This is a genomic window from Streptomyces sp. NPDC038280 (assembly GCF_055600045.1).
On record NZ_JBVJYZ010000026.1, the window covers coordinates 13887 to 34650 of the forward strand.

At 70.7% G+C, this 20764-nt stretch carries 32 protein-coding genes; 24 read left to right on the forward strand and 8 right to left on the reverse strand.

Annotation, left to right across the window (positions count from 1 at the left end; all coding sequences use genetic code 11):
• The first annotated feature begins 18 nt into the window (after positions 1 to 18).
• From ACZ7J0_RS32265 to ACZ7J0_RS32360, 20 genes are all read left to right on the forward strand, one after another.
• On the forward strand, positions 19 to 519 hold the full coding sequence (locus tag ACZ7J0_RS32265; RefSeq protein WP_470893361.1) for a single-stranded DNA-binding protein: 501 nt from the start codon (positions 19 to 21) through the stop codon (positions 517 to 519).
• A gap of 168 nt (positions 520 to 687) precedes the next feature.
• Positions 688 to 867 (forward strand): hypothetical protein, encoded by a 180-nt coding sequence (locus tag ACZ7J0_RS32270; protein ID WP_470893363.1) that lies wholly within the window; start codon positions 688 to 690, stop codon positions 865 to 867.
• Positions 868 to 1145: 278 nt separating this feature from the next.
• Positions 1146 to 1553 carry a hypothetical protein gene (locus ACZ7J0_RS32275; protein ID WP_470893365.1) on the forward strand — a complete coding sequence of 136 codons (408 nt, stop codon included), beginning with the start codon at positions 1146 to 1148 and terminating at the stop codon, positions 1551 to 1553.
• A 62-nt stretch (positions 1554 to 1615) separates the two neighbouring features.
• Positions 1616 to 1867: a hypothetical protein gene (locus tag ACZ7J0_RS32280; RefSeq protein WP_470893367.1), complete on the forward strand. Its 252-nt coding sequence runs from the start codon at positions 1616 to 1618 to the stop codon at positions 1865 to 1867.
• Positions 1868 to 1883: 16 nt separating this feature from the next.
• Positions 1884 to 2408: a DUF3560 domain-containing protein gene (locus ACZ7J0_RS32285; RefSeq protein WP_470893369.1), complete on the forward strand. Its 525-nt coding sequence runs from the start codon at positions 1884 to 1886 to the stop codon at positions 2406 to 2408.
• A 34-nt stretch (positions 2409 to 2442) separates the two neighbouring features.
• Positions 2443 to 3042, forward strand: a complete 600-nt coding sequence (locus ACZ7J0_RS32290; RefSeq protein WP_470893371.1) for a hypothetical protein — start codon at positions 2443 to 2445, stop codon at positions 3040 to 3042.
• Positions 3043 to 3055: 13 nt separating this feature from the next.
• On the forward strand, positions 3056 to 3211 hold the full coding sequence (locus ACZ7J0_RS32295; protein WP_470893373.1) for a hypothetical protein: 156 nt from the start codon (positions 3056 to 3058) through the stop codon (positions 3209 to 3211).
• Between the two features lie 56 nt (positions 3212 to 3267).
• Positions 3268 to 3543 carry a hypothetical protein gene (locus tag ACZ7J0_RS32300; RefSeq protein WP_470893375.1) on the forward strand — a complete coding sequence of 92 codons (276 nt, stop codon included), beginning with the start codon at positions 3268 to 3270 and terminating at the stop codon, positions 3541 to 3543.
• 91 nt (positions 3544 to 3634) lie between these two features.
• Positions 3635 to 4384 (forward strand): hypothetical protein, encoded by a 750-nt coding sequence (locus ACZ7J0_RS32305; RefSeq protein WP_470893377.1) that lies wholly within the window; start codon positions 3635 to 3637, stop codon positions 4382 to 4384.
• Positions 4381 to 4935 (forward strand): hypothetical protein, encoded by a 555-nt coding sequence (locus tag ACZ7J0_RS32310; protein ID WP_470893379.1) that lies wholly within the window; start codon positions 4381 to 4383, stop codon positions 4933 to 4935. The genes ACZ7J0_RS32305 and ACZ7J0_RS32310 overlap by 4 nt, the downstream gene beginning before the upstream one ends.
• A gap of 3 nt (positions 4936 to 4938) precedes the next feature.
• The gene (locus ACZ7J0_RS32315; RefSeq protein ID WP_470893381.1) at positions 4939 to 5496 is read left to right on the forward strand and encodes a hypothetical protein; all 558 of its coding nucleotides are present in this window, start codon (positions 4939 to 4941) and stop codon (positions 5494 to 5496) included.
• The gene (locus ACZ7J0_RS32320; protein ID WP_470893383.1) at positions 5493 to 6005 is read left to right on the forward strand and encodes a hypothetical protein; all 513 of its coding nucleotides are present in this window, start codon (positions 5493 to 5495) and stop codon (positions 6003 to 6005) included. Before ACZ7J0_RS32315 ends, ACZ7J0_RS32320 begins: the two co-directional genes overlap by 4 nt.
• Positions 6002 to 6535 carry a response regulator transcription factor gene (locus ACZ7J0_RS32325; RefSeq protein ID WP_470893385.1) on the forward strand — a complete coding sequence of 178 codons (534 nt, stop codon included), beginning with the start codon at positions 6002 to 6004 and terminating at the stop codon, positions 6533 to 6535. Before ACZ7J0_RS32320 ends, ACZ7J0_RS32325 begins: the two co-directional genes overlap by 4 nt.
• A gap of 107 nt (positions 6536 to 6642) precedes the next feature.
• Positions 6643 to 6834: a hypothetical protein gene (locus tag ACZ7J0_RS32330; protein ID WP_470893387.1), complete on the forward strand. Its 192-nt coding sequence runs from the start codon at positions 6643 to 6645 to the stop codon at positions 6832 to 6834.
• Positions 6835 to 7056: 222 nt separating this feature from the next.
• Entirely contained in the window at positions 7057 to 7920 is an 864-nt protein-coding gene (locus ACZ7J0_RS32335) for a hypothetical protein (RefSeq protein ID WP_470893389.1), read from the forward strand.
• Positions 7917 to 8372, forward strand: coding sequence for a hypothetical protein (locus tag ACZ7J0_RS32340; RefSeq protein ID WP_470893391.1), 456 nt, complete (start codon positions 7917 to 7919; stop codon positions 8370 to 8372). Before ACZ7J0_RS32335 ends, ACZ7J0_RS32340 begins: the two co-directional genes overlap by 4 nt.
• Positions 8369 to 8875, forward strand: coding sequence for a hypothetical protein (locus ACZ7J0_RS32345; protein WP_470893393.1), 507 nt, complete (start codon positions 8369 to 8371; stop codon positions 8873 to 8875). Before ACZ7J0_RS32340 ends, ACZ7J0_RS32345 begins: the two co-directional genes overlap by 4 nt.
• Before the next feature lie 83 nt (positions 8876 to 8958).
• Positions 8959 to 9531 carry a nuclease-related domain-containing protein gene (locus ACZ7J0_RS32350; protein WP_470893394.1) on the forward strand — a complete coding sequence of 191 codons (573 nt, stop codon included), beginning with the start codon at positions 8959 to 8961 and terminating at the stop codon, positions 9529 to 9531.
• Positions 9528 to 9776, forward strand: a complete 249-nt coding sequence (locus tag ACZ7J0_RS32355; protein ID WP_470893395.1) for a hypothetical protein — start codon at positions 9528 to 9530, stop codon at positions 9774 to 9776. Before ACZ7J0_RS32350 ends, ACZ7J0_RS32355 begins: the two co-directional genes overlap by 4 nt.
• Positions 9777 to 10013: 237 nt before the next feature.
• A complete protein-coding gene (locus ACZ7J0_RS32360; protein WP_470893397.1) occupies positions 10014 to 10373 on the forward strand; it encodes a DUF6233 domain-containing protein in 360 nt (119 codons plus the stop codon).
• 249 nt (positions 10374 to 10622) lie between these two features.
• Here ACZ7J0_RS32360 and ACZ7J0_RS32365 read toward each other — a convergent pair whose 3' ends face one another.
• Together ACZ7J0_RS32365 and ku are read right to left on the reverse strand one after the other, a co-directional pair.
• Positions 10623 to 10964, reverse strand: coding sequence for a hypothetical protein (locus tag ACZ7J0_RS32365; protein ID WP_470893399.1), 342 nt, complete (start codon positions 10962 to 10964; stop codon positions 10623 to 10625).
• A gap of 82 nt (positions 10965 to 11046) precedes the next feature.
• Positions 11047 to 11973, reverse strand: coding sequence for a non-homologous end joining protein Ku (ku, locus tag ACZ7J0_RS32370; RefSeq protein WP_470893400.1), 927 nt, complete (start codon positions 11971 to 11973; stop codon positions 11047 to 11049).
• A gap of 228 nt (positions 11974 to 12201) precedes the next feature.
• Here ku and ACZ7J0_RS32375 point away from each other — a divergent pair, with 228 nt between their 5' ends.
• From ACZ7J0_RS32375 to ACZ7J0_RS32390, 4 genes are all read left to right on the forward strand, one after another.
• Positions 12202 to 12714 (forward strand): hypothetical protein, encoded by a 513-nt coding sequence (locus ACZ7J0_RS32375; RefSeq protein WP_470893402.1) that lies wholly within the window; start codon positions 12202 to 12204, stop codon positions 12712 to 12714.
• A 53-nt stretch (positions 12715 to 12767) separates the two neighbouring features.
• Complete coding sequence (locus ACZ7J0_RS32380) at positions 12768 to 13787, forward strand: helix-turn-helix domain-containing protein (RefSeq protein WP_470893404.1); 1020 nt, start codon at positions 12768 to 12770, stop codon at positions 13785 to 13787.
• A 4-nt stretch (positions 13788 to 13791) separates the two neighbouring features.
• Positions 13792 to 14682, forward strand: a complete 891-nt coding sequence (locus ACZ7J0_RS32385; RefSeq protein WP_470893406.1) for a hypothetical protein — start codon at positions 13792 to 13794, stop codon at positions 14680 to 14682.
• Positions 14683 to 14781: 99 nt separating this feature from the next.
• On the forward strand, positions 14782 to 15030 hold the full coding sequence (locus ACZ7J0_RS32390) for a hypothetical protein (protein WP_470893408.1): 249 nt from the start codon (positions 14782 to 14784) through the stop codon (positions 15028 to 15030).
• A 337-nt stretch (positions 15031 to 15367) separates the two neighbouring features.
• On the opposite strand, the gene ACZ7J0_RS32395 is transcribed toward ACZ7J0_RS32390, so the two are convergent.
• The 6 genes from ACZ7J0_RS32395 to ACZ7J0_RS32420 all read right to left on the reverse strand — a co-directional run bounded on the left by ACZ7J0_RS32395 (position 15368) and on the right by ACZ7J0_RS32420 (position 20385).
• Positions 15368 to 16441, reverse strand: a complete 1074-nt coding sequence (locus ACZ7J0_RS32395; RefSeq protein ID WP_470893410.1) for a PhlD — start codon at positions 16439 to 16441, stop codon at positions 15368 to 15370.
• 85 nt (positions 16442 to 16526) lie between these two features.
• Positions 16527 to 17357, reverse strand: a complete 831-nt coding sequence (locus tag ACZ7J0_RS32400; RefSeq protein ID WP_470893412.1) for a helix-turn-helix transcriptional regulator — start codon at positions 17355 to 17357, stop codon at positions 16527 to 16529.
• 516 nt (positions 17358 to 17873) lie between these two features.
• Positions 17874 to 18188, reverse strand: coding sequence for a hypothetical protein (locus ACZ7J0_RS32405; protein WP_470893414.1), 315 nt, complete (start codon positions 18186 to 18188; stop codon positions 17874 to 17876).
• Positions 18185 to 19645: a hypothetical protein gene (locus tag ACZ7J0_RS32410; RefSeq protein WP_470893416.1), complete on the reverse strand. Its 1461-nt coding sequence runs from the start codon at positions 19643 to 19645 to the stop codon at positions 18185 to 18187. The genes ACZ7J0_RS32405 and ACZ7J0_RS32410 overlap by 4 nt, the downstream gene beginning before the upstream one ends.
• Positions 19646 to 19687: 42 nt before the next feature.
• Entirely contained in the window at positions 19688 to 20104 is a 417-nt protein-coding gene (locus ACZ7J0_RS32415) for a hypothetical protein (RefSeq protein ID WP_470893418.1), read from the reverse strand.
• The gene (locus tag ACZ7J0_RS32420; RefSeq protein WP_470893420.1) at positions 20101 to 20385 is read right to left on the reverse strand and encodes a hypothetical protein; all 285 of its coding nucleotides are present in this window, start codon (positions 20383 to 20385) and stop codon (positions 20101 to 20103) included. The genes ACZ7J0_RS32415 and ACZ7J0_RS32420 overlap by 4 nt, the downstream gene beginning before the upstream one ends.
• Positions 20386 to 20764: the final 379 nt, after the last annotated feature.

Consider the following 20764-nt stretch of genomic DNA (forward strand, 5'->3'; position numbering starts at 1 on the left):
GCGGAGAAGGAGCAGAGAATGTCTGGAGAGACCGTCATCACCGTGGTGGGGAACCTGGTGGACGATCCCGAGTTGCGGTTCACCCCGGGTGGGGCGGCGGTGGCCAGGTTCAAGGTCGCATCCACGCCCCGGGTGTTCGACAAGGCGACGAACGAGTGGAAGGACGGGGAGGCGCTGTTCCTGCCGTGCTCTGTGTGGAGGCAGACGGCGGAGCATGTGGCGGAGTCGCTGCAGCGCGGGATGCGGGTCATCGTGATGGGCCGGCTGGGGCAGCGGTCGTACGAGGACCGTGAGGGCGTGAAGCGCACCGTGCTCGAGCTGGAGGTCGAGGAGGTCGGCCCGGCTCTGAAGTACGCGACGGCGCGGGTGGAGAAGACGTCGGGGACGGGGCAGCGGGCGGTCCAGCAGGCGCGTAGGGAGCAGGGCGCGGCGTCGGCCGAGAATCCGTGGTCGGCGTCGACTCCGGGAACGCACAAGGCGCCTGAGGGCGGCGGGTGGAGCGACGAGCCGCCGTTTTGATGGCGTGGTGAGCGTGTGGGTAGGGCCCGGCCCCGGGTGGGGGTCGGGCCCTTTGTTGTGGGTGACCAATCCCCGTTAACGTATTGCGTCATGCAATACGTTAACGATAGGCTGGCAGAGCCGACAACGACCCACCGGGCCAACGCCCAGGGATGGAAGGGGAACCCCATGGCCACCATCACCCTCATCGACCCGAACGGCTACAGCGTCGAGACCGTACGCACCGTGCCGGACGACAACATCCAGTCGGTCAAGGACCGCCTCACCGGCACCGTCGCCCCCGGGCACGCCGCCCAGTGGGCCGACTTCGGCTACGACGCCCGCTACTACACCGTCCGCGTCAGCTAGCCCCCAGACCGGCTCCCCACCCCCCAGGGGAGCCGCCGTCGCCCTCCCACCCCCTGGGAGGGCGACCCCCGGGCAGGCACCCGGACACGCGGCCCGCACGGCCCCCCTTCCGTGCACCGACCCGCTTCCGACGAGTGCCGCCCACACCCGGCCGCGCGCCCCGACCCCCCCTTCCCGGGGCGCGCGGCCCTCAACGACCGCCACTGCGCCAAGGCCTACCGGCATAGGCCAACTCCCGAGCCCCGCCCACCCGCACCACGCCGAAGGGAACCCGCCGCATGCGCACCCAGACCCGCCCCACCGAAGCCCTCCCGACCGCCGCACTCCAGGCCATCGCCCGCATCGAGGACGCCCTCGCCGCCCCGGACCGAGAGCTCGCTGCGAAGGTCGCCACGGCCCTGGGCTACTGCTCCGGCTGGACCCCGCGCGCCGAACTCGGCGAGACCGCCACCCACATCACCGTCTGGTCCCAGCACGAACTCAACGCCCTGTACAAGCGGGTCGGCGGCACCGTCACCACCCGGCAGGTCATGCGCAGCGCCTGTGATGGGGACGTCACCTGGGCTGCCATCGAGATCACCCTCACCGTCGACCTGCCCGACTCCTGCCGCGTCGAGATCGTCACCGACTGGGACGAGGACACCGGCGGCCACGACCTCCCGATGGCCACTCTCACCGACCTGTAGCCACCCCGGGGCGCGTCCACCACGCCGCGCCCCGCTCCCGCCGCCCATCGGAGGACCCGGCCATGTCCGACACCCTGCTTCGCGCCCTCGACCTCATCCAGCCCGGCGACCTCGTCCTCTACCACGGCAGCGTCACCCACCGGCACGGCCTGTACATCGCCAACCCGTGTTCGTGTTTCGACTGCATCCGCTTCGACCACCAGGGCTCGGACGACGTCCGCTACCGGCTGGTCGATCCCTTCGACGAGGCCGACGCCATCGCTCTGCGCTGCGTGCGCCGCCAGTCCATCACCCGCTCCACCGCCAACGCATGAAATGAGAGGAATCACGATGTCGAATAACGAAGCGCAGCAGGCCCGGCGCCGCGCCGAGCAGGCCCGGGAGCGCGCCGACCAGCTCGCCGCCGAGGCCGACCGCATGAGCGAGAACGCGTCAGGCATGTACGGCCGGTTCGCAGGCGGGCAGCCGCTCCTCGTCGGCCACCACTCCTACCGCTCCGCCGTACGCGACCGTAACCGCGCCGACAACGCCACCCGCCGCGCCATCGAAGCCCACCAGACCGCGAAGGCGGCCCAGGACAAGGCGAATAAGGCGAAGCACGAGGCTGACATGGCCGAGCGCCTCGCGGCCCGCGGCCGTGCCTGGCAGCGCTCCGACTTCCGACCCGGCGACATCGTCGAGGTCCGCACCTTCCACACCAGCACGGACACCTATCGGGTCAAGCGGGTCAACGCGAAGACGCTGACGCTCGAGGGCCCCGGCGGCGGCTTCGACGACCCCAAGCGCGAGTACGAGCGGGTGCTCTCCCGGACCCGCGACGGAGTCACGGTCACCGACCCGTCCTCACTGGACTGACCGTCCGTCGTTCGGCCCCTCAAGAAGGAGCGGTATGCCCGGCACTGTCCCCCTGCTCCCGCCCACGACCGGTAGCACCGTCTCCCTCGACATCCAGGCCCTCGCCACCGGGCCCCGGTTCCTCCGCACCCGCGGCATGTCCCGCTGGCACCGGCCCCGCTCCGGATCCCGCCACGGCGACCGGGACTGCTACACCGCCTGGTGCGGCTACAGCATCGGTTCCAGCGACCGCGCTCCCGTCCTCACCGCCGAGGAGATACCAGCGGGGGAGCTGGTGTGCGCGACGTGCGAAGGCCGGGCGATCGGCGCCGGCCAGGAGGAGCAGCAGCCCGGCGGCCGCCAACTGGTGTTCGGGCCACGGGAACTCCGGCCGCCGAAACACTGCCCCGGCTCGAGGCGCGCTCTCCTCGCACCGCTCCCGGGCCGGACGACGGCCCGCTGTCTCGTGTGCGGCGACACCCACCCGGTCCGGGCCATGGGCGGCCCGTACAACCCGCGCTTCGGCCTGATCCAGCACCCGCCGGGCGAGCGCCTGGTGGAACCGTGCCCGTTCCACCGGTGGCGCCAGCCCACCGTCACCGACGGCGCCGTCGCCTGCACATGCGGCCGCCCCATGCCCACCCCCACCACCTAACAAGGAACCCCGCATGCCCCTGTTCCTGCTCGGCCTGCTCCTGGGAGCCATCTCCGGAGGCATCACTTACGGCCTCACCGCCGACGGCCAACTGTCCGCCATCGTCACCGCGATCGCCGCTGTCCTCACCTGGCTCGGCCTCGCCACTCTCCTCATCGCCGACGACTGACCGCCTGACCGCCGCTCATCCGGTTCCACCACACCCCGCGCCCAAGGAGACCCACCATGACCCGGCCGAACACCCCCGACCGCATCGAGACGACCGAGCAGGGCCGCACGGTCCGCCACGTGACCATGAAGCGGTACTGCGACAGGGACCACCTGCTCGGGGACGCGACCGACGCGGAGATTGAGGCCGCGATCGCAGGCCGCCCGCTGCCGGATGTGACCAGCGAGTGCCGCGAGTGCACGCCCATCACGAGCTGCCCCGGCATCGGCGAGTACGGCCACGGGCTCACCGGCAAGACCGTGCACCGAGGCTGCTGCCCCGCCAGTCGCTGACCGTCTCGTGATGCACGACGGGCCGCCCCGCGCATCGACAGTGCGCGGGCCGGCCCACCCCCGAGCCTTCCACACCACCCGGAGGAACCCCATGACCGACCAGACCGCCCTCCACCTCCTGCGCGACGCCGAGTCCTACCTGTCCGCCCTGCACGGCTCCGTCGCCCGGCACGACAACCTCGCCGCGAACCTCGGCTGCGCTGGATGCGAGCTGCGGGACCGGATCGGCGCCGCCCGCCAGGCCGCCGGACAGCAGCGGCATGTTGTATCACCGGCCGACGCCGACGATCCCGTCCCGCTGCGGTGGGGCCTCAATGACGTCCTGTGGGGCGACGACGACACGATCACGGTCTGCATGTCCGGACCGGACCGTGAGCCGTACTGGCTCGAGCTCACCCCCGACCAGGCCGTCGTACTGCGCGACGACCTTGCCGGGCCGGACGGGGAGCAGTCGCATCGCCGGGTCTGCTCCTGCGGCAACGCAGCACCGCACACGTTCTGCCACGACACCCCCGCCGTCGGGGAGCAGCCCGCCACCCAGCCGGCCACCGAGAAGGCGCGCCAGGGCATCCTCAACTACCTCACCGGCCGGGCCCTGTGCAGCACTCCGCGCCCGACGGAAGAGGCCACCGCGCTCCTCGACGCGCACCGGGCCGAGATCCTCCGCGAAGCCGCTGACGAGGCCGAGCAGACGTTCATCCACGGCGTGATCCCGGCCGCCAGTGAGCGCGACGAGATCTGGGACCAGGCCGTGCGCGCCGTGGCCACCATGCAGCGAGAAATGGCCGACGGGGCATCGGCCACCGAGCTACGTCGCATGGCCGCCGAGGCGACCCGGTGACCGCCGGGGACTGGCTGCTCCTCGCCGCCGCCGGCGCCACCCCCCACCAGAACACACCACCCCGCCAGGAGAAGACCATGAGCAATCCCGCAGTGCACGAGGCCAGGGCGCACGCCGAACGGTCCTGGCGGCTCAGCCGCCAGTACACGAAGCTCGTCGCCGAGCTGACGGACTGGGAGAAGTCGACCGCCTTCGACGGGAGCCCGCTGCTCACCGCGCGAGTGTCCGGCCCGGACCGGGAGAAGGCGCTGCTGGCCTTCATCAACGGGGCCACGGTGCTGGTGCTCGACACCCGCGCGGCTCACCAGCGGCCGTCGATCGACTTCAGCGTTCCGGGCCGTGTGGCGTGCCTGTGGCGTACGGGCGGGGTGTGGGTGGAGATGTGGCACCCGGCGACGCCCGCCCAGAAGCGCCCGTCACCGGCGCTGCTCGCCGACCGGCCGCGCATGGCGAGTCCGCTGGGCACCGTCCGGCGCCTCGTAGCCCGCCCGTCCGCCCGCCTTCCGTTCAGCCGGCGCCCCCGCGCCACCGCTCTCACCAAGGAGAACTGACCCATGGCGATCCGACGCGTCTACCTCGACTGCGAGTTCCTGCCCGGCGACCCGACCAACAGCGGTCTCGTCTCGATTGGCCTTACCGACGACAGCGGCGTCGACTACTACGCCGTGAACGCCGAGATGGACCTTAAGGCGCTGCTCGCCGTCCCGTGGATGGTGAACAACGTGTGGCCGTACCTGCCGCGCATCGTCTTCGGGTACGACGACGACCGGGGCGTCCTCAACCACGATGACGAGACCGTACGCAGCATTGCGACGATCAAGGCCGACGTCGGCGCCTACTTCGCGGACACGGACGCCTCGGAGACCCGGCTGTACGCGTACTACGGCGGGCAGGACATCGGCCGGCTCCACATGCTCTGGGACAACAACTGGGCCTCGATGCCCGCGTTCATACCGCAGTGGTTCACCGAGCTCCAGGCCCTCATCGTCGACGCCGGGAACCCGCGGCTTCCGGCACAGGAAGCGGGGGAGCATCACGCCCTCGCGGACGCTCGGTACAACCGGCAGATCCACGAGCACCTGATGGTGCTGGGGAAGGCGAGGGCCGCATGAGCGCCCGGGCTGTCGGGTCGCGTATCGCGGCCGTACGGAACGCCACGGACGACAGCGTCTACCTGTACGGCCGCGGGGTGTACGCCGGTGACTTCCCCCGCCCCGGCTCCGGGAACTGGCCGGAGAACACCCGCCAGATGGCACGGAACGTCATCGAGGGCGAGTCCGGCAACGTCGAGGAGCTGCGGGCCGCTGACGACGCGTGGATGGTGCGGAAGCTCGCCGAGACCGTTGAGGCCGGCAAGAGGACGCAGGAGGAAGCCGACCGCGAGCTGGCCGAGTACCGGCGGATCCGCGCCGAGCGTGATGCCCGCCGTGCGGCCATGTCGGTGGACGAGCAGGTCGTCGAGCTGCTGACGCAGATGGACTTGAACCCCCGGCTGGACTTGGACGGTGGGGGCACGGTGTGGGGTTGTGAGTGCTGGTGGATGCCGGAGGCGGAGTTCGAGGTGTTCCGCGGTAGCCGGGCGATCGTGGAGGTTGCCGAGCCGGCCCGGAGCGCAACGTGACAGCCCCTGCGGAGAAGGGCCCGTCACCGGTCGGGGGCGGGCCCGCCCCATCCTCACGCCGCGGACTGAGCAACCGCCCCCTGACCGACAAGCAACTGGACGTGCTGCGCCGCACGGCCAGCGGCCAGACCCACAAGCAGATCGCCCGCGAACTGCGCATCGACCTGAAGACCGTCGGAGGCATCTTCCAGGAGATCTTCCGGAAGCTGGGCGGGGTCGAGACGGCATCACAGGCCGTGGACGCGGCGTACCGGCTTGGTGTGCTGCGCCTCGAGTTGGACAGTGCCGCCCGGGACGAATGGCCGTGGCCGCTGCTCCAGGTCCTCGAGCTGGTTGCCGACGGCCGTACGAACGGTGACATCGCCCGCATCCTGTGCCGGTCGGAGCACACCGTCGTGGACCAGGTGAAGGAAGCCCGCCGACGGCTGGGGGCCCGGGACAGGGCGCATGCGGCTGCTCTCGCGGTTCATCTTCGGCTGGTCCGGGTGGATCTGACGCCCGTAGCCCAAGCCGAGTCACACGCTGCGTGACCGAATCGGGTCCGGGGTCTCGCTTCTGCGCGGGTGGGAGACCCCTACCCGCCGGTACATCTGCCTCATCGCTAACCCACCGTCACATCACGCTTGTGGAGGTCCTCATGCTCGCCAAGCACCTCGGCCCCATCGTCTACACCCTCCTGGTCCTCGCCGGCGGGATCGCCTGCGTCCTGTGGAAGGCCCCGCTGTGGGTCACAGCCCTCACGGCCATCGTGATGATGCTGATAGCCGACCAGCTCGAGCGCACCATGGCCCGAGGCCACCGCGCCCACCGGAAGGCGGCGCGGCGGTGAACGGGCCGCGCGGCCGGTGCGCTGTCTGCTACCGCTCCATCGCCCTCACCATCAGCGGTCGCGTCTGGTCCCGCGGCCGGCCCTTCTGTCCCGGTCCCGGCGCATGCCGTACGGGGCACCGGCCCGGGTGCATGTCTGGCCCGCCCGGCACCGTGGCCGCCGCGTCACCACCATCCGAGGCGGAATCGACCGCTGGAACTCCACCACCCTCGAAGGAGCAGCATGACCACCCAGACCGCTTTGGACGTGCAGCCTCAGGCGCGTCCCGGCAACGGTGACCGCGCCAGGATGACCACCCGGGAGCTGAACGAGCTCCTGCATGCCCACTTCATCGCGCCGAAGGACCGTCTCGACCAGGCGGGGGCGGGCGCCGTCTACCTGACCGAGGTGACAGACCCGGGCGGGCACAATCGGCGAGCTGACGCCGTCCACATTGGCCTGTGGTCCTCCCGCGGGGCTGGCCGGATCGACGTGTGCGAACTGAAGACCTCGCGTGCCGACTTCCGGCGCGAGCTGGAGAACCCTGCGAAGGCGGAGGCGTGGTGGCCGTACTCGACCACCTTCAGCATCGTTTCCCCAGGCGTAGACATCACCCCGCCGGAGGAGCTCCCGCCCGGCTGGGGGCTCCTCGTACCGAACCCGCGAGGTGCCCGCCGGTTCAAGACGGTGGTGAAGCCGGCCGAGCGTGAGCCCCGGCTGACGATCGGGCTGCTGCTCACGCTGCTGAAGAACACGGAGACGACGCGGGTGAACGCCCTCCGGGTGCAGGAGGACGTTCTGCGCCGTCGTCACTTCGACGAGATACAGAAGGTCCGCAGGGAGAAGGCTCTCGCTGACCCGAGGGATGGGCAGCGCCTGCAGCTCCTCGACCGGCTCGAGGAAGCCATGGGGTTCCGGCTGGGCGAGTACTCGTGGACGGACCTGCTTGAGCCCGCCGCAGCCGCCGAGGGCCTCGCGGAGTTCATGCGCGGCCACCAGGCGCGCGTCCACGCCCGAGAGGCCAGCGTTCGTCAGGCGGAGCGCCTCGAGGCCCTGGCCGCGCAGGCCCAGGCCGAAGCGAAGAAGCTGAGGGAGGCGCACCGATGAGCACCGCCGCACGGTTCGCCGCCGCCTATGCCGTGCTCACTGCCGCCCACGAAGTCGGCGACTACTGGATCCAGCGGGACACGGAAGCGGTCGCTAAGGGCCGGCATGGGCACGAAGGACGGGCCGCGTGCGCGCGGCACGTCGCCTCCTACACAGCCACGCAGGCTCTGGCGCTGGCGGCCGCCGATCGGGGACTGCGGCTCGGCCTGGACTGGCGCCGGGCTGCGGCAGGGCTGGCGGTATCCGCGGTCACGCACTACCTGGCTGACCGGTCCGGCGGCCGGTGGCAGGAGGAAGGGCCCTCGACCTGGCTGGTGCGCCTCGCGCGACGGAAGGGCAGCGCGGAGTGGCTGCGCCGGGACGCGGGAGCCGGGCCGCTGCTGGATCAGGCGTGGCACAAGGGCTGGGTCGCGATCGCTGCGGCTGTAGCGGCGGGAGGGCAGGAGCGATGAGCGAGACGACCGAGCTGGACCGTACGCGCCGCTACCTGGTGCCCGTTGGCCGGCTGCTGCTCCCCGACGAGCCGGATGTGGTGCACCTGTCGCTGTACACGTGGCTGCCCCACTGGGAGGAGTGGGCCACCGGCCTGGCCCTGTGTGGTCGTTCCACGGAGCAGGGAGCCCTACCGGAGGGCACGGAGGTGACGTGCCCGGGCTGCGAGGGATACCGCCCGACCTACCAGGCGGTTCTGGATCGGGAGGCCGCGGCAGCCGAAGGGCGCGAGCGGGCCCGTACGGCGCGCGCCCACGCCGCGGCCACCCCGGAGAACGGGGCCTGGATGACTGTGTGGCTCGAGGGAAACTGGCGTTGGGTCACCTCGCGGATGACGACGGAGCAGCGGGAGTACGCCGCGGACCGGGTCGCCGCCTACGGCGAGTACCTCGCCGAGTGCGACAGCGACCCGGAGCGTGGGGAGCCGGACGGGCTGCGCTGGTGGCGGGAGGCCGGCGAGTGAGCGCGGGAAGGTCGGCGGCCGCCCGCGCGGCAGCGTTACGTGCCGGGGCCCGGCGGGGCCTGTGGCGGCGTGTCCTCGCCTGGATGGGCATCGGGTTATCCGTACGGCGGGCGGACGCCCAGGCGGCCCGCTGGGCGCACGGTGCGGCAGGGGAGGAGGCCACCGCGCGGCTGCTCCGGCAGCTCGAGGCGCACGGCTGGCATGTGCGGCATGACCTGGCCCTGCCCGGGGGACGCACGAACCTCGACCATCTCCTGGTCTCCCCGTGCGGGACTGCGGTGGTGGTGCTGGACACGAAGGCCTGGCACCGCGGCCGGCCCACCACGCTGATCGAGGGCCGGGTGCACTGCGGTGGGCAGGACCGGCACCGGCAGGTCGAGGCGGTCGCCTCGTACGCCCGCCGTACCGCTGCCGCGCTGGGGATGCCCGCAGGGTCGGTGTGGCCGCTGCTCGTCGTCCACGGCTCTCCGATCGCGGGCGGCCGGCTTGAGGCCCGCGCAGCAGACTGGGGAGGGGTGGTGCACGTGTTGGGGCCGGACTGGCTGGTGCCGACACTCGCCCGGGCGCCGAAGCGGCATGATCCGGCCGGTGCGGCCGCGGTCGCCCGCCGCGTGGACCAGGTGCTGCTTCCGTACGAGGAGAGGGGCGGCCGGTGAAGGGGCGGCTCGAGCTGGACATCCCATCTGTGGAGGTCCGCCGGTACTGGGAGCACGCGGGGCCGCGGGTATGGCGGCCAGTGCGGGTGCGCGTGCGGTACGGGAAGGTCGGCGGGATGCCGGAGCCGGTGTTCCCGGAGGTGCGGACGGCGAAGCTGGCGCCGAGGAACGTTCTGGTGGAGAGGGCGGACGGGACGATGGCGGTGAAGCCGGTGCGTCTTCTCCGTCGACTGCGCCCGGTGTGAGGCGTACGGTGGGGCCACCGCTGACTATGGGGCCACCATTCAGTAGGGAAACGGCCCGGCACTTACGTGCCGGGCCGTTTTCGTGCGTCAGGGGTGAGTCGGGTGGGTCGCTGCCCGCACCGATATTCGAACAGGCGTATCATTCTGGTGTGGCCCCACCCTTCCCGTCCCTGATCGACGCCCCGCACTGGCTCCGCCGGGCCGAGGCGTGCCGGCGATGCTGCCTGGCGGGCCGCCATGCCTGACCTGTCGCTCTCCGAGCGTCTGGAGAAACAGCGGACCCTGCGGGACTGGCTCGCCTGGCAGCTGCAGCTGGCCGACAGGGCGATCCGGGATCTGGAGCAGCAGGAACGGGAGCAGCGCCGGCGCCGCGAGGTGGCCAGGCGGGAGATGTCCTGGAAGCTCCAGCCGGCCCGCGCAGTGGAAGGGCACCCGGTGCTCCACCGAGGCAACTGCCATCTCTACACAGGCCAGGCCGGGCTGCTCAGCCTGGAAGAGGTGCGGGACGCGTTCGAGGAGTTCCCCGAGCTCAAGCAGTGCGACCTGTGCTCGCCGTGGGGGAGCCTCGGCATCGACAAGCCCCAGCGCCGCACGTAGACCGCCACAGCCCAGCAGAGTCCCGGGCGCTTGGCCCGGGTGAGCGTTTTGAGAGGTTGACCATGAGCACACCCCCCGCGCAGCGCAATGCGGCTGTCGCCCTGTCCTGCCCGTCTGACCAGGTCGGATCGTGCGCGCGCTGCCACCAGCCGTGCCATAGATACGGGTTCGGAGGGAACCCCTTGTGCCGGGCCTGTTTCGCTGAGGTGGAGGCGGCGCGGACGAAGAAGCCGAAGATCGCCTGACTGCTTACTCCTGCTCGGGCACCGGGGCGGGGCCGACTGCTCCAAGCAGGTACGGGACCGGGCCGGCGTCGGGCCCTGCGGCCGCCAGGGGTGCCGGCGGGTCGCACAGCAGCCAGCCTTGCAGTGCCAGGTCCCGGTCGGACTGTGCCGTGAGGCGGGCCGAGACCCACAGTTGCAGGCCGCGCAACTCCCTTGGCGTACGGCCGGTGGCGACGGTGAGTTCCCAGGTCGGGACGCTGGCCAGGATCTTTCCGTCGTACCAGTCGGCCAGGGCCACCTGTGCGGTGGTGTATCCGGCACGGACCACGGTTGCCCGGGTCTGTGTGTGCGGCGCCATACGGGCCATGGATGCCCCCTTGATGGTGCTGTGGGGGGTCCAACGATCATCGCCCATGGCGGCGCTGGTGACCAGAGGCGCGCGTTCCGCTTCAGGCGCTGCGCTTGCGGGTGGTCTTCTTAGCCGCGGTCTTCTTGGCGTCCTGCTTCTTCGCCGGCGCCTTCTTGGCCGCCGTCTTCTTCTTCGCTGGCATCTTGTGCACGGTGGCAGGCCCGGCATCGCCGCCCTCGCCGCGGCGTTCCTTGGCCTTCTCCACGGACTCCGTCAGGGCGGCCATCAGGTCCACGACTTGCCCGGCCGTCTCCGGCTCCTCGGCCACCGGGCGCGGTTTGCGGTGCTCGGCCTTGGCGTGGATGACCTCGGCCACTGCCTCCGTGTACTGGTCGGTGAGGTCGAGGTCGCCGAGGTGCTCGGCGCTCATCGTCTCGAGCAGCGCGATCGCGCTCTCGATCTCCTCTTCGCTCAGATCGACGTCCTTGGGGGCAAGCTCGGCAGGGCTGCGGATCTCGTCTCCCCAGTGGAGGCTGTGAAGGAGCAGCGCATCGTCTTTCACCCGCAGCAGGCCCAGGCGCTCGCGGCCGCGCAGGGCGAACTTCGCCACCGCGACCTTCTCGTTCCGCTCGAGGGCGCGCCGTAGCAGGGTGTACGGCTTGGCCGACACGGCGCCGTCTGCGGTGAGGTAGTAGCCGCCCTCGCCGATGCTGATCGGGTCGATGCTCTCCCAGGGCACGAAGGCCACGATCTCGATGGCTTTCGCGGTCGGCAGCGGCATGGTCGCCAGGTCCTCATCCGTGACCGGAATGAGAGTGTCCTTGCTGATCTCGTAGGCCTTGCCGATCTCGTCGGCCCGGAGCTCCTTGCCGTCGATCTCGCACCGCTTCTGGTAGCGGATCTGGCCGCCGTCCTCGAGGTGAATCTGCCGGAAGCTGATCGAGTGACTCTCGGTGGCTGGCTCGAGCTTCACAGGGATCGTGACCAGGCCGAACGACACGGCACCGGACCAAATCGGACGGGGCACGACTACCTCCAGGAGCCCCCCTGGGGTCGGACGTCCAGGGTATGGCGGGCAGGCGTGGGGTGGCATGCGGGCGAGCCGGATCTGCGGCCCGGGCGCCGCGCTGGGATTCGGATTTGGGGAGGTGAAATTCCCCCAACTCCCTTGCGCACCCTATTTTAGGGTGTAGTCTGGGTGTTGTGAGGCAGGGGATTGAGCCCCAGCCCGCTCCGTAAGTCACTCGGAGGATCCATGAACACCACCGCCGCAGCTTCTGAGGCCAAGGTCACCGTCGCCACGATCCGCACCTGGTGCCGTATGGGTGCCGTCGCCGCCAGCAAGCAGGCTGGGAAGTGGGTCATCGACGCCGCTTCCCTCGCGGCCCGCATCGCCATCGGCGCCCGCCGCCTGGCCCGCAAGGCCGCCAAGGTCGTCTTCACCATCGAGACCATGACCGCGATCGGCGGCAGCCGCTGGCAGAAGAACGGCATGGACCGCGTCTACGTCAACGGCTGGGCCGAGTTCGCCGGCCTGGAGACCAGCCACTACAACACCGGCAACATTTCCTCGGCCTGCTACCGGGGTGAAGGCGTGTCCAACTCGCAGGCCTACAAGCTCCTCGGCTCGATCGACAAGGTGTGGTTCGACGCCGCCGACGGCCAGCTGCACTGCCGCTACGGCTTCAGCGAGTCCCGCGTCGCCACCCAGCAGCAGGTCTGGAACGACGTGGTGGCCGGCGTCCGCGCCGCCATCGCCGCCCTCTGAACCTCCCTCCCCGCCCGGGCTCGCCCGGCCCCGCCCTTTGGAAGGACCCCGCCGTGTCTGACACCGTCCGCATCATCGAATGCACCAAGCCGACCGAGCTCTACCGGCACTACGACCAGCAGAGCGAGGCGCAGCCCGCGTACATCGAGCTGGACCTGCGCGCGGGCACGCTGCTCGCGGACTACAACGCGGAGGTCGGCAACGCGGTGCCGGGGTCCGTTCGGCACGGGCTGGAGCGCCGGTACGGCATCCCCACCCTTACCGCGGAGGCCGCGAACCGGGTCATGCGTGAGCTCGCTCCGCTGGCCGAGCGGATCCTCGCCGACTGGGAGGAGGTCTGGGACGGCAACAACCTGATCGCCCAGCTCGGCGAGGACGCGGAGGCCGCGGAGGAGGAGATCGAGGAGAAGCTGGGGCTGAACCTCGGCTACGGCGACTTCGACGCCGACACCCAGGGCTTCGACGACATCGACATCGTCCAGGAGTGGACCACCGACGGCGCCACCAACGGCGGTGAGGCCGACGAATACGACATCACAGCCGACACCACGGACGCCCGCTTGGTGGAGATCGCAGCGCAGATCACCCAGGACATGGCCGAATGCGCCACCCAGTACGAAGGCGACACCCGCACCCCCGTGGCGGTCGTCCACGGCCTGGACGAATACCTGCAATCGCTGCGCGACGACCTGGCCGAGGAAGACCCGCTCACCCCGGCCGAGCTGCGGATCGCCCGCGAATCCCTCGGCTTGACCGGCGACCACCTGGCCAAGCGCCTGGGCGTGAACCCGCGGACCCTGCGGTCCTGGGAGCAGGGGCGTGACCCGGTCCCCGGCCGTATCCGTCCGGAGATTGCGGAGCTGAAAGCGGCCGCCGACAAGGCCGTGGCGGACATGGTGGCCAGCTGCGAGGACGAGGAGGAGCCCGTGCTCGTCACCTACCGGGACGACGAGGAGTACCAAGCCGCGACCCACGGCGGCCGCTGGTCGGCATCCTGGCACCGGCGGGTGTGCGCCCGTGCCGCCGAGCAGACCGGGGCGCGCATCGACTACGCCGACACCGACGAGGACTGATCGCGTGAGCCTGCGTCCCACTCACCTGCCGAAGCTGCGCGACCAAACCGTCGGATTCCTGCGTGACCCCCAGTCGGCGATCCGCGCCCACAGCACCGACGACATTCAGGCCGGCTACGACGCCCTGGAGACATGCCTGGCGGCCGCTGACCTGTACTGGGTGACGCCCGACATGACCGCGCTGGCCATGTCCGCCGGAGCTCAACTGGCCGCAGCGCGCTGGGCAACGGCGGACAGGCCCTCCCCGTGCGGACTGATCATGTTCGACGGCGGCGTGGGCAGCATGGACGGTTACGGCGTCTCGATCCCCGTTGAGGCGATCGCATGGGGACCCCACAAAGAGGGCTGCATGCTGTGGCTGCTGATGTCCCGACGCCGCATGGTCCAGGAAGTCACCGCGGCGAACAAGGGCTTCACGCTGATCGAGGAGGAGATCCCGCCCCTGGTTCCGGTCTACGGGTTCACGCAGCCCGTCACGGTCGAGCCCGTGCCGCTCGCCGAGGCCGACAAGGAGGTACCGGAGCCGATCCTCGCCGCACTGGCCGCGGCGTGGCTGCTCATGCAGCAGCCGCAGTTGGTGGAGCGTACCCAGCACCGCCCGGACAAGGCGGTGGCGCGCGGATACGCCCGCGCAGGCCGGCCAGTGCCGGAAGTGACGAGCGTGGGGCTCCGCCGGCAGTACGTGCCCGACGGCCGCGAGGCGGCGGAGGGCACGGACGTGACCGGGCGCCGCTACCGGCACCGGTGGGTCGTCTCCGGGCACTGGCGCGAATACCGGCACGAGCGGTACTCGCCCGAGGTGCGGGCGGACAAGCGATGGATCCCCTCGCACCCCAAGGGCCCGGACGGGGCGCCGTTGCTGGCCACGGAGAAAGTCAACGTGTGGCGGCGATAGAGCCCCGTGAGAGTGAAGGGGGCGTCAGTTCCTGTCCGATGGTGACCGAGTGCGCAACATCGGCGAAGGCCAGCGCGGGCGGGAGGGAGAATCCGGGGCATGACCGTCATGGACTCTCTGCTTGTCACCTTCGGGATCGTCGTCGCGCTCTGGGGCGCTCTGCTCGGTTCTCCGAACGTGCCCAACCGCGTGGCATTGAACGTGCTTGCCGGAGGGATGGGCGTCGTGGCCCTTCACGGGGTGCTGCTGGAGAAGGCCGGCGTCGTGGTGATCGCCGGGGCCTCGTCCGCCGTGATCGCTTTCCTGGCGCAGCGGTGTCAACACAGGCATGGCCACACGCCGTCGTAGTCGTACGAGTACAAGAACCAGGGGCCCCTAATCCGTGCAAGCGGTCGGGGGCCCCTTTACGCGTGGAGAGTAGGGGCGCCCGGCGGTGAGCATCGGCTTCGAGGTGATGGGCGCCGCCGGGCATCTGTTCAGGGTCGCATCCGGCACTGACAGCGCGGGCGCGCGCCAAGGCCCTCCCGTCGGGAGGCCGGGAGGGACGGCGCGGCCCCGCCGCACGCCGACGCAGGACGGGGCCGATGGGCCCGTCTCCGGGGGTGAGGCGGAGGCCCAGGAGCCACAGGATTACACCCGGGCAAGCTCGGCAACAGGGGTGGACAGGAAAAACCGTCCGGCATATTCAGGCGGTCCAGGTGCCGCGCAGCGCGGGCGTGTTGAAGCCGGGGCCGTAGGCGATGACCAGGCCGCAGGTGCCGGCCGGGGGCGGGTCGGTGTGGGTGCGCTCGAGGACCCGGAGAACCGATACGCCGCCGAGGTTGCCTTCGTCGGTGAGGGTGTCGGTGGAGTGGCGGGCGTCGTGCTCGGTGAGGCCGACCGCCTTGGCGGTGTCGGTGATGATGCGGGGGCTTCCGGGGTGGATGACGCCGAAGCCGATGCCGTGGGTGGGGCCGAGCCAGTCGACGACGGCGGGCAGGACGTCGTCCGCGGCGGACAGGGCTTCCTTGGTGGAGTCGAAGTGGAAGCCGTCGGTGCCGATGCGGCCGGTGTAGCGGTCGAGGCTGCCCGGCAGGACGTATTCGAAGGTGTCGTCGGGGGAGTCGATGACTAGGCCCGGGCCGAGGGGCTGGTCGGTGACGATGCAGGCGGCGGCGGAGTCCCCGAACAGCGCCTTGTAGATCATCGCCTCGATCGAGGTGTCGTTGTGGTTGTAGACGCTGGATATGACCTCGGCGGCGACGACCAGGACCTTGGAGCCGGGCCGGGCGGCGAGGAAGTCCACGGCGCGGATGAGGCCCTGGGTGCCACCTGCGCACGCCATCGTCGTGATCGCGATCCTGCGCACGGTGGGCTTCAGGCCGAGGCGTTCGATGAGCTGGATCTCGAGGTTGGGGACGGACCATCCGGTGGAGTGGGTGGTGATGATGGCATCGATGTCTGCGTACCGGCCGCTGGTTCTGGGTGGGGCGAGTCCGGCGGAGTTCAGGGCGGCGTTCGCGGCCGCTTCGGCCATGGTGAGGGCGTCGATGAACGCGGCCCGGGCGCGGTCTTCGATGCTGGCGGTGCCGGAGACGGTGGGCGCGTCCAGGGGCCGGGTGAAGTACCGGGTGCGGACGCCGAGGCTGCCGATGATCCGTGGGATCACCGGCAGCCGGGGGTGGTCGGGGTGGTGGGCGGATATGTCGTCGACGATGTCCGCAGTGCTGATCTTGTGGTCGGGGAGCACCGTGTGGGGTCGGGAGACGTACATCGGCATGGGTGGCCTCCGGCATGGCAGATGACGGTGTGGGGGTGGGCACAACCTATGGCACCCGTGTTTCGCCATTGCCCCTGATCAGAGATCAGTTGGTGTGTGCGCGGAGGATAGGGGTGCGTGTGTGGACGCGCTTGGTGCCAGGGTGAAACACGAGGATGATCATGCGGGCGCCGGGGGCCGTCATGGGCTCTGCTGCGCACATGGTGACCCAGCCGGGCCCGTCCAGGGCGTGGCGGAGAGGGCGTTCGTCGCCGTCGGGGTGGATGTGGGCGCCGCCGGCGTCCCAGATCGGGGCGCAGTCGGGGTCGGCCAGGACTTCCTTCTTGATCTGCCGCAGCGTCTGGTCGTCGGGGCGCGCGGCGATCGCTGCGCGGAGTTGGGGCAGGACCAGGGGCGCCCAGGCGGTGGACCAGTCGGTGAGGGTGGCCCGCCCGTCGGGGTCCAGCAGCATCCAGCGCATCGTGTTCGCGGGGACGCGCCCGCCGGGGAACAGACGAGCAAAGGGCTCGTTGTAGGCGAGCATGTCCCAGGAGGCGTCGGTGATGTACGCCATGTGGGATATGCCGTCGACGGCCTCCTGCCACACGCCGGGGATCTCGAGGCCGGAGCGTGCGGTCAGCGGGCAGGGCGGGTCTCCGATGCCCGCGAACCGACACAGGGTGCGCCACTCCTGCTCGTTGAGACCGAACAGCTTGGAGACGTCCAGGAGCAGCCGGATGGAGGGCTTGGGGATACGGCCCTTCTCGAGCCGCGCGTAGGTGCCCAGGGTCCGCTTGAGAAGCTGGTCGACCTGCTGCTGGGAGAGACCCCGTGCGCGGCGGCCTTGCCCGGCGGGGCGACTAAATCCGTGGCCCTCCGGATCAATCAGCGCGCGGCGTTCTGTGAGCAGCTTGTGCAGCTCCTTCTTGTTCAGCAAGCGAATCCCCCCGCGATCGATCGTTCAACAGATTGAAGTCTAAATATTCGCACCGGTTTTACCATTAAAAACTGGCCCAAGAAAACCGCCTCCCACGATGGCATGCTGTGCGTGTGGCTGCCGCTGACCTGCCAGTATCTGCACACCGCGGCCACACTGCTACACCGCAGGGCACCGAGCCAACAGGCTGCCGAAAATAGGTGGACCTAAGTGGAGCGGATTGTCCCGCGCCCGTACAAACCGTGACCGGAAGGGACAGGACAGCGGCTTCGTAATCCACTCGGCAGGGGGTGGACATCGCAGCGCGATCCCGTTCTTCTGCCCTTCCCCTTACGGTCCATGCACGGGACAACTGGCTGCGGCCGGTACCGACATTCGTCATTACGCGTGTCCTCGGTGCCGGCCCCTGCGGCCCGGGCGGCAACCCCCTGCCGTCGCGGGGCACATGGCCGGGGCGGCCCGGCGCATCATCGCGCGAGGGCCGCCCGTCCGGAGCGTCGGCGATGCTGTGGTCGGTCACTGCTCTCCTCGCGCTGGTTCGTCTTCGACGAGCTGGTGTTCGTGCTTGGGCCGGCCGCAGGGTTCAACGCTGTACACCTGGGCGGTGCAGTCGCCGCCGTCGCCTTCGTACGTGTGGTTGATGATGGGCTGCTCGATGCCTTCGTCGCGCCGGATCGCAGCCACGACGTCCGTGGCGAGAGCATCGGCCCATCCGCCGGGCACCATCGGGTCCCCGGCCGGCCAGACGAACTTACGGACCTGCTCGAGGGCGGCCGCGTAACGGCGGTCCTTGCGCGCTGCGACGCGGGCCTGGGTGTGGAAGTCGCTCACGTCGCCCCGTCCTCAGGGTCGGTGGTGGCGGCGCGCTTCGCTGCGGCTTCGGTTTTGCCGCTCGGGGCGTTCTCCTCGATCTGTTGCGCGGCATTCACGGCGTTGGCGACCCACCAGCGCAGGTGCCCTGTCCGGATGACCTGCTCGGTGGGGATACCGTGCTGGCGGCCGAGGTTCCACAGACCCTGGTCGCCGGCGCAGTCGACGTCGTCGTGGACGTGGCCTTCGTCGGTGTTCTCGCAGTTGGCGCCGACGAGGACGGCCCAGAGCCATGCGTCGGTCTTGTCCTGCGTCCAGTCGCGCGAGTCGAGGGTGATCCGCTGGCGGAGCGCTTCGAGGGACGTCTTGACGCCGAGGAGGGCGGGGACGGCCACGCTGTAAGCGAGCATGCATGCCCGGGCGACGTCGCGAGTTTCGTCACTGTCGGCTTCGGCGTCCCAGAGCCGGTCGTACAGCTCGGCGAGGGACCGCTCGGTGTGCTCGGCAAGCGGGGTGCGGTGCTCGGGGTCGGTCAGCGGCGGCGCCGCGGGGAGCTGGCCGGTGGCGGTGAGGAGGTGCTCCTCCCACACCGCGGCGACGAGGCCGTGCCAGCGCTGCGGCGTGGCCATCCATCCGCAGGCGCAGTCGACGGTCCACCGGCCGGACGGTGATTCCACGCGGCGGGGCATGTGCGTGACGACGAGGTCGGCGTGGTCGGGGCAGACGTAGCGGCCGCCGCGGGGGTGAATGCTGCCGTTGCCGAGCTGCCGCCAACCGTCGCCGGACCAGGACGGCCGGGACGGCGGGGCGCCGGCCATGCTTGCCATGAAATCGAACTCGCGCAGGCACCCGGGGACGAGGCACTGCCGGAGCTGGGGCGCGTTGAGGTGGGCTGCCAGGGCTGCTTCGGCGTCCTGGAGCTGCTCGCGCAGATCGGCCAGTTCGGCGTCGGCGACCTCCATGACGGGGTCGGCGTACGAGGCGGACTGAACCCCAGTGATCTGCTCGACGGCCCGTGTGTACCGGGCGAGGCGTTCGGGTTCGACGATGGAGCGGGCGTGGAGGGGACAGCGTTGGTTCCGTTGCCAGCCGACGATCATGTCGTCGGTTTCGCTGCCCCACAGGTAGCGGGTGCCGCCGTCCTCGTCTCGGGCCAGGGGGCTGCACTGGCAGCCGTCCGCGCCGAACGGGGCAGTGCGCTCGGTGAGGGTGGCGGCCAGCCGCCCAGAAAGGTCCATGTGCACGTCGGCCTCACCGGTCGTGGCTGCGACGCCGGACTCCTGCTTCTTGGCGGCTTGCAGTCGGGGACTGGCGGCCTGCTCGTCCTCGGCGGTGGGGGCGTTGATACGGAGGGCGCGGAGGACGGCGTTGAGAACGGTGCCGGGGTCGGCGTCGTCTTGGCCGGTGGCGTGCTCGATGGCGTGCCAGGCGCGGTCGTGCTCGCTCGGTGTGAGGGTGCGGGCGGCCGGGTCGGGCATGTGGTGCTCCTTCGCGGGTGACGGGCGGGCCGGCAGACGGGGTCAGGTGGCGCTGTTGATGGCGCGGGCGACCGCGAGGGCATGGCGCTCGGTCGTGCAGGCGCCGCAGTCCTCAACGCACTGGGGACCCTCGTCCGGGTCGTCGTCGGGGTACTCCGAGACGTCGTGCGTGGTGACGGTGTCGATGGAGTCGGCCTCGTGGTCCAGCCAGTCCGCTACGGCCAGGCCGACGGCGGGCGAGGCGTAGGCGGCGAGGTAGTCGTCGACCTGCTCGCGGTGCTGGGCCCAGGTCTCGACGAGGACGGTGGGCTGCTCGTGGTCGTCAACGACGACGCGGGACTTGCTGCCGAGGGTGTGGCCGACCATCCAGCGGGTTCGGTCCTCGTGGGCTGCGGCGGTGGCGAGGGTCCGGAGCTTCTCGGCGGCGGCGCGGATCTCGGTGGCGCTGGTGTCGGTCACGGGGTCGGCTCCTGGGGCTTGTCGACGGGGCGGACGCGGATGGCGGGGGAGCGCTCGGGCGGGCGGGGTTCGTTGCGGCGGCGCCAGATGTCGTACGAGATCCGGGGGCGGACCAGGATGTGCGCGGCGATCGTGAGGACCTGCTGCGGCTTCGACTTGGTCCACTCGCCCATGAACGCGAAGCGGTGCCAGACCCAGGTGTCGAGGCGGTCCCAGGGGCGTACGCGGCCGAGGACGTAGCCGACGGCGAGGGCGGCGGCCGCGGTGAGCGCAGTGGTCACGAGGTCCACCGCCTCCCAGTCGGCGATACGTGGGTCGTGTGCGGGCCTTCGACCATGCAGCGTTCGACGGGTGCTTCGCCCCGAGGAAGGAGCCCAGCCGGGCACGGCTCAGGCTCGGCTTCGTCGTCGGCCGGGTCCCATGTCGCCAAGGGGTCGCGGTCGGTCGTGGCCCAGGTGTAGGTGGGGCAGGGCCACGGGTGGCCGCATTCGTTGCAGTCGCCGGAAGTGGTGCCTCCTGCGGCTGCGTCCTTGGAGTGCGCTTCGGCTATGCGTGCGAGGCGAGGATCGTCGAGCGGTTTGTCCACGAGGCTGCTCCTGGGGAAGGGGGCGGGTTCCAGCGTCGCGCGGTTTCGCGGCGGTGGTCCCCCTGCTCGGTGTC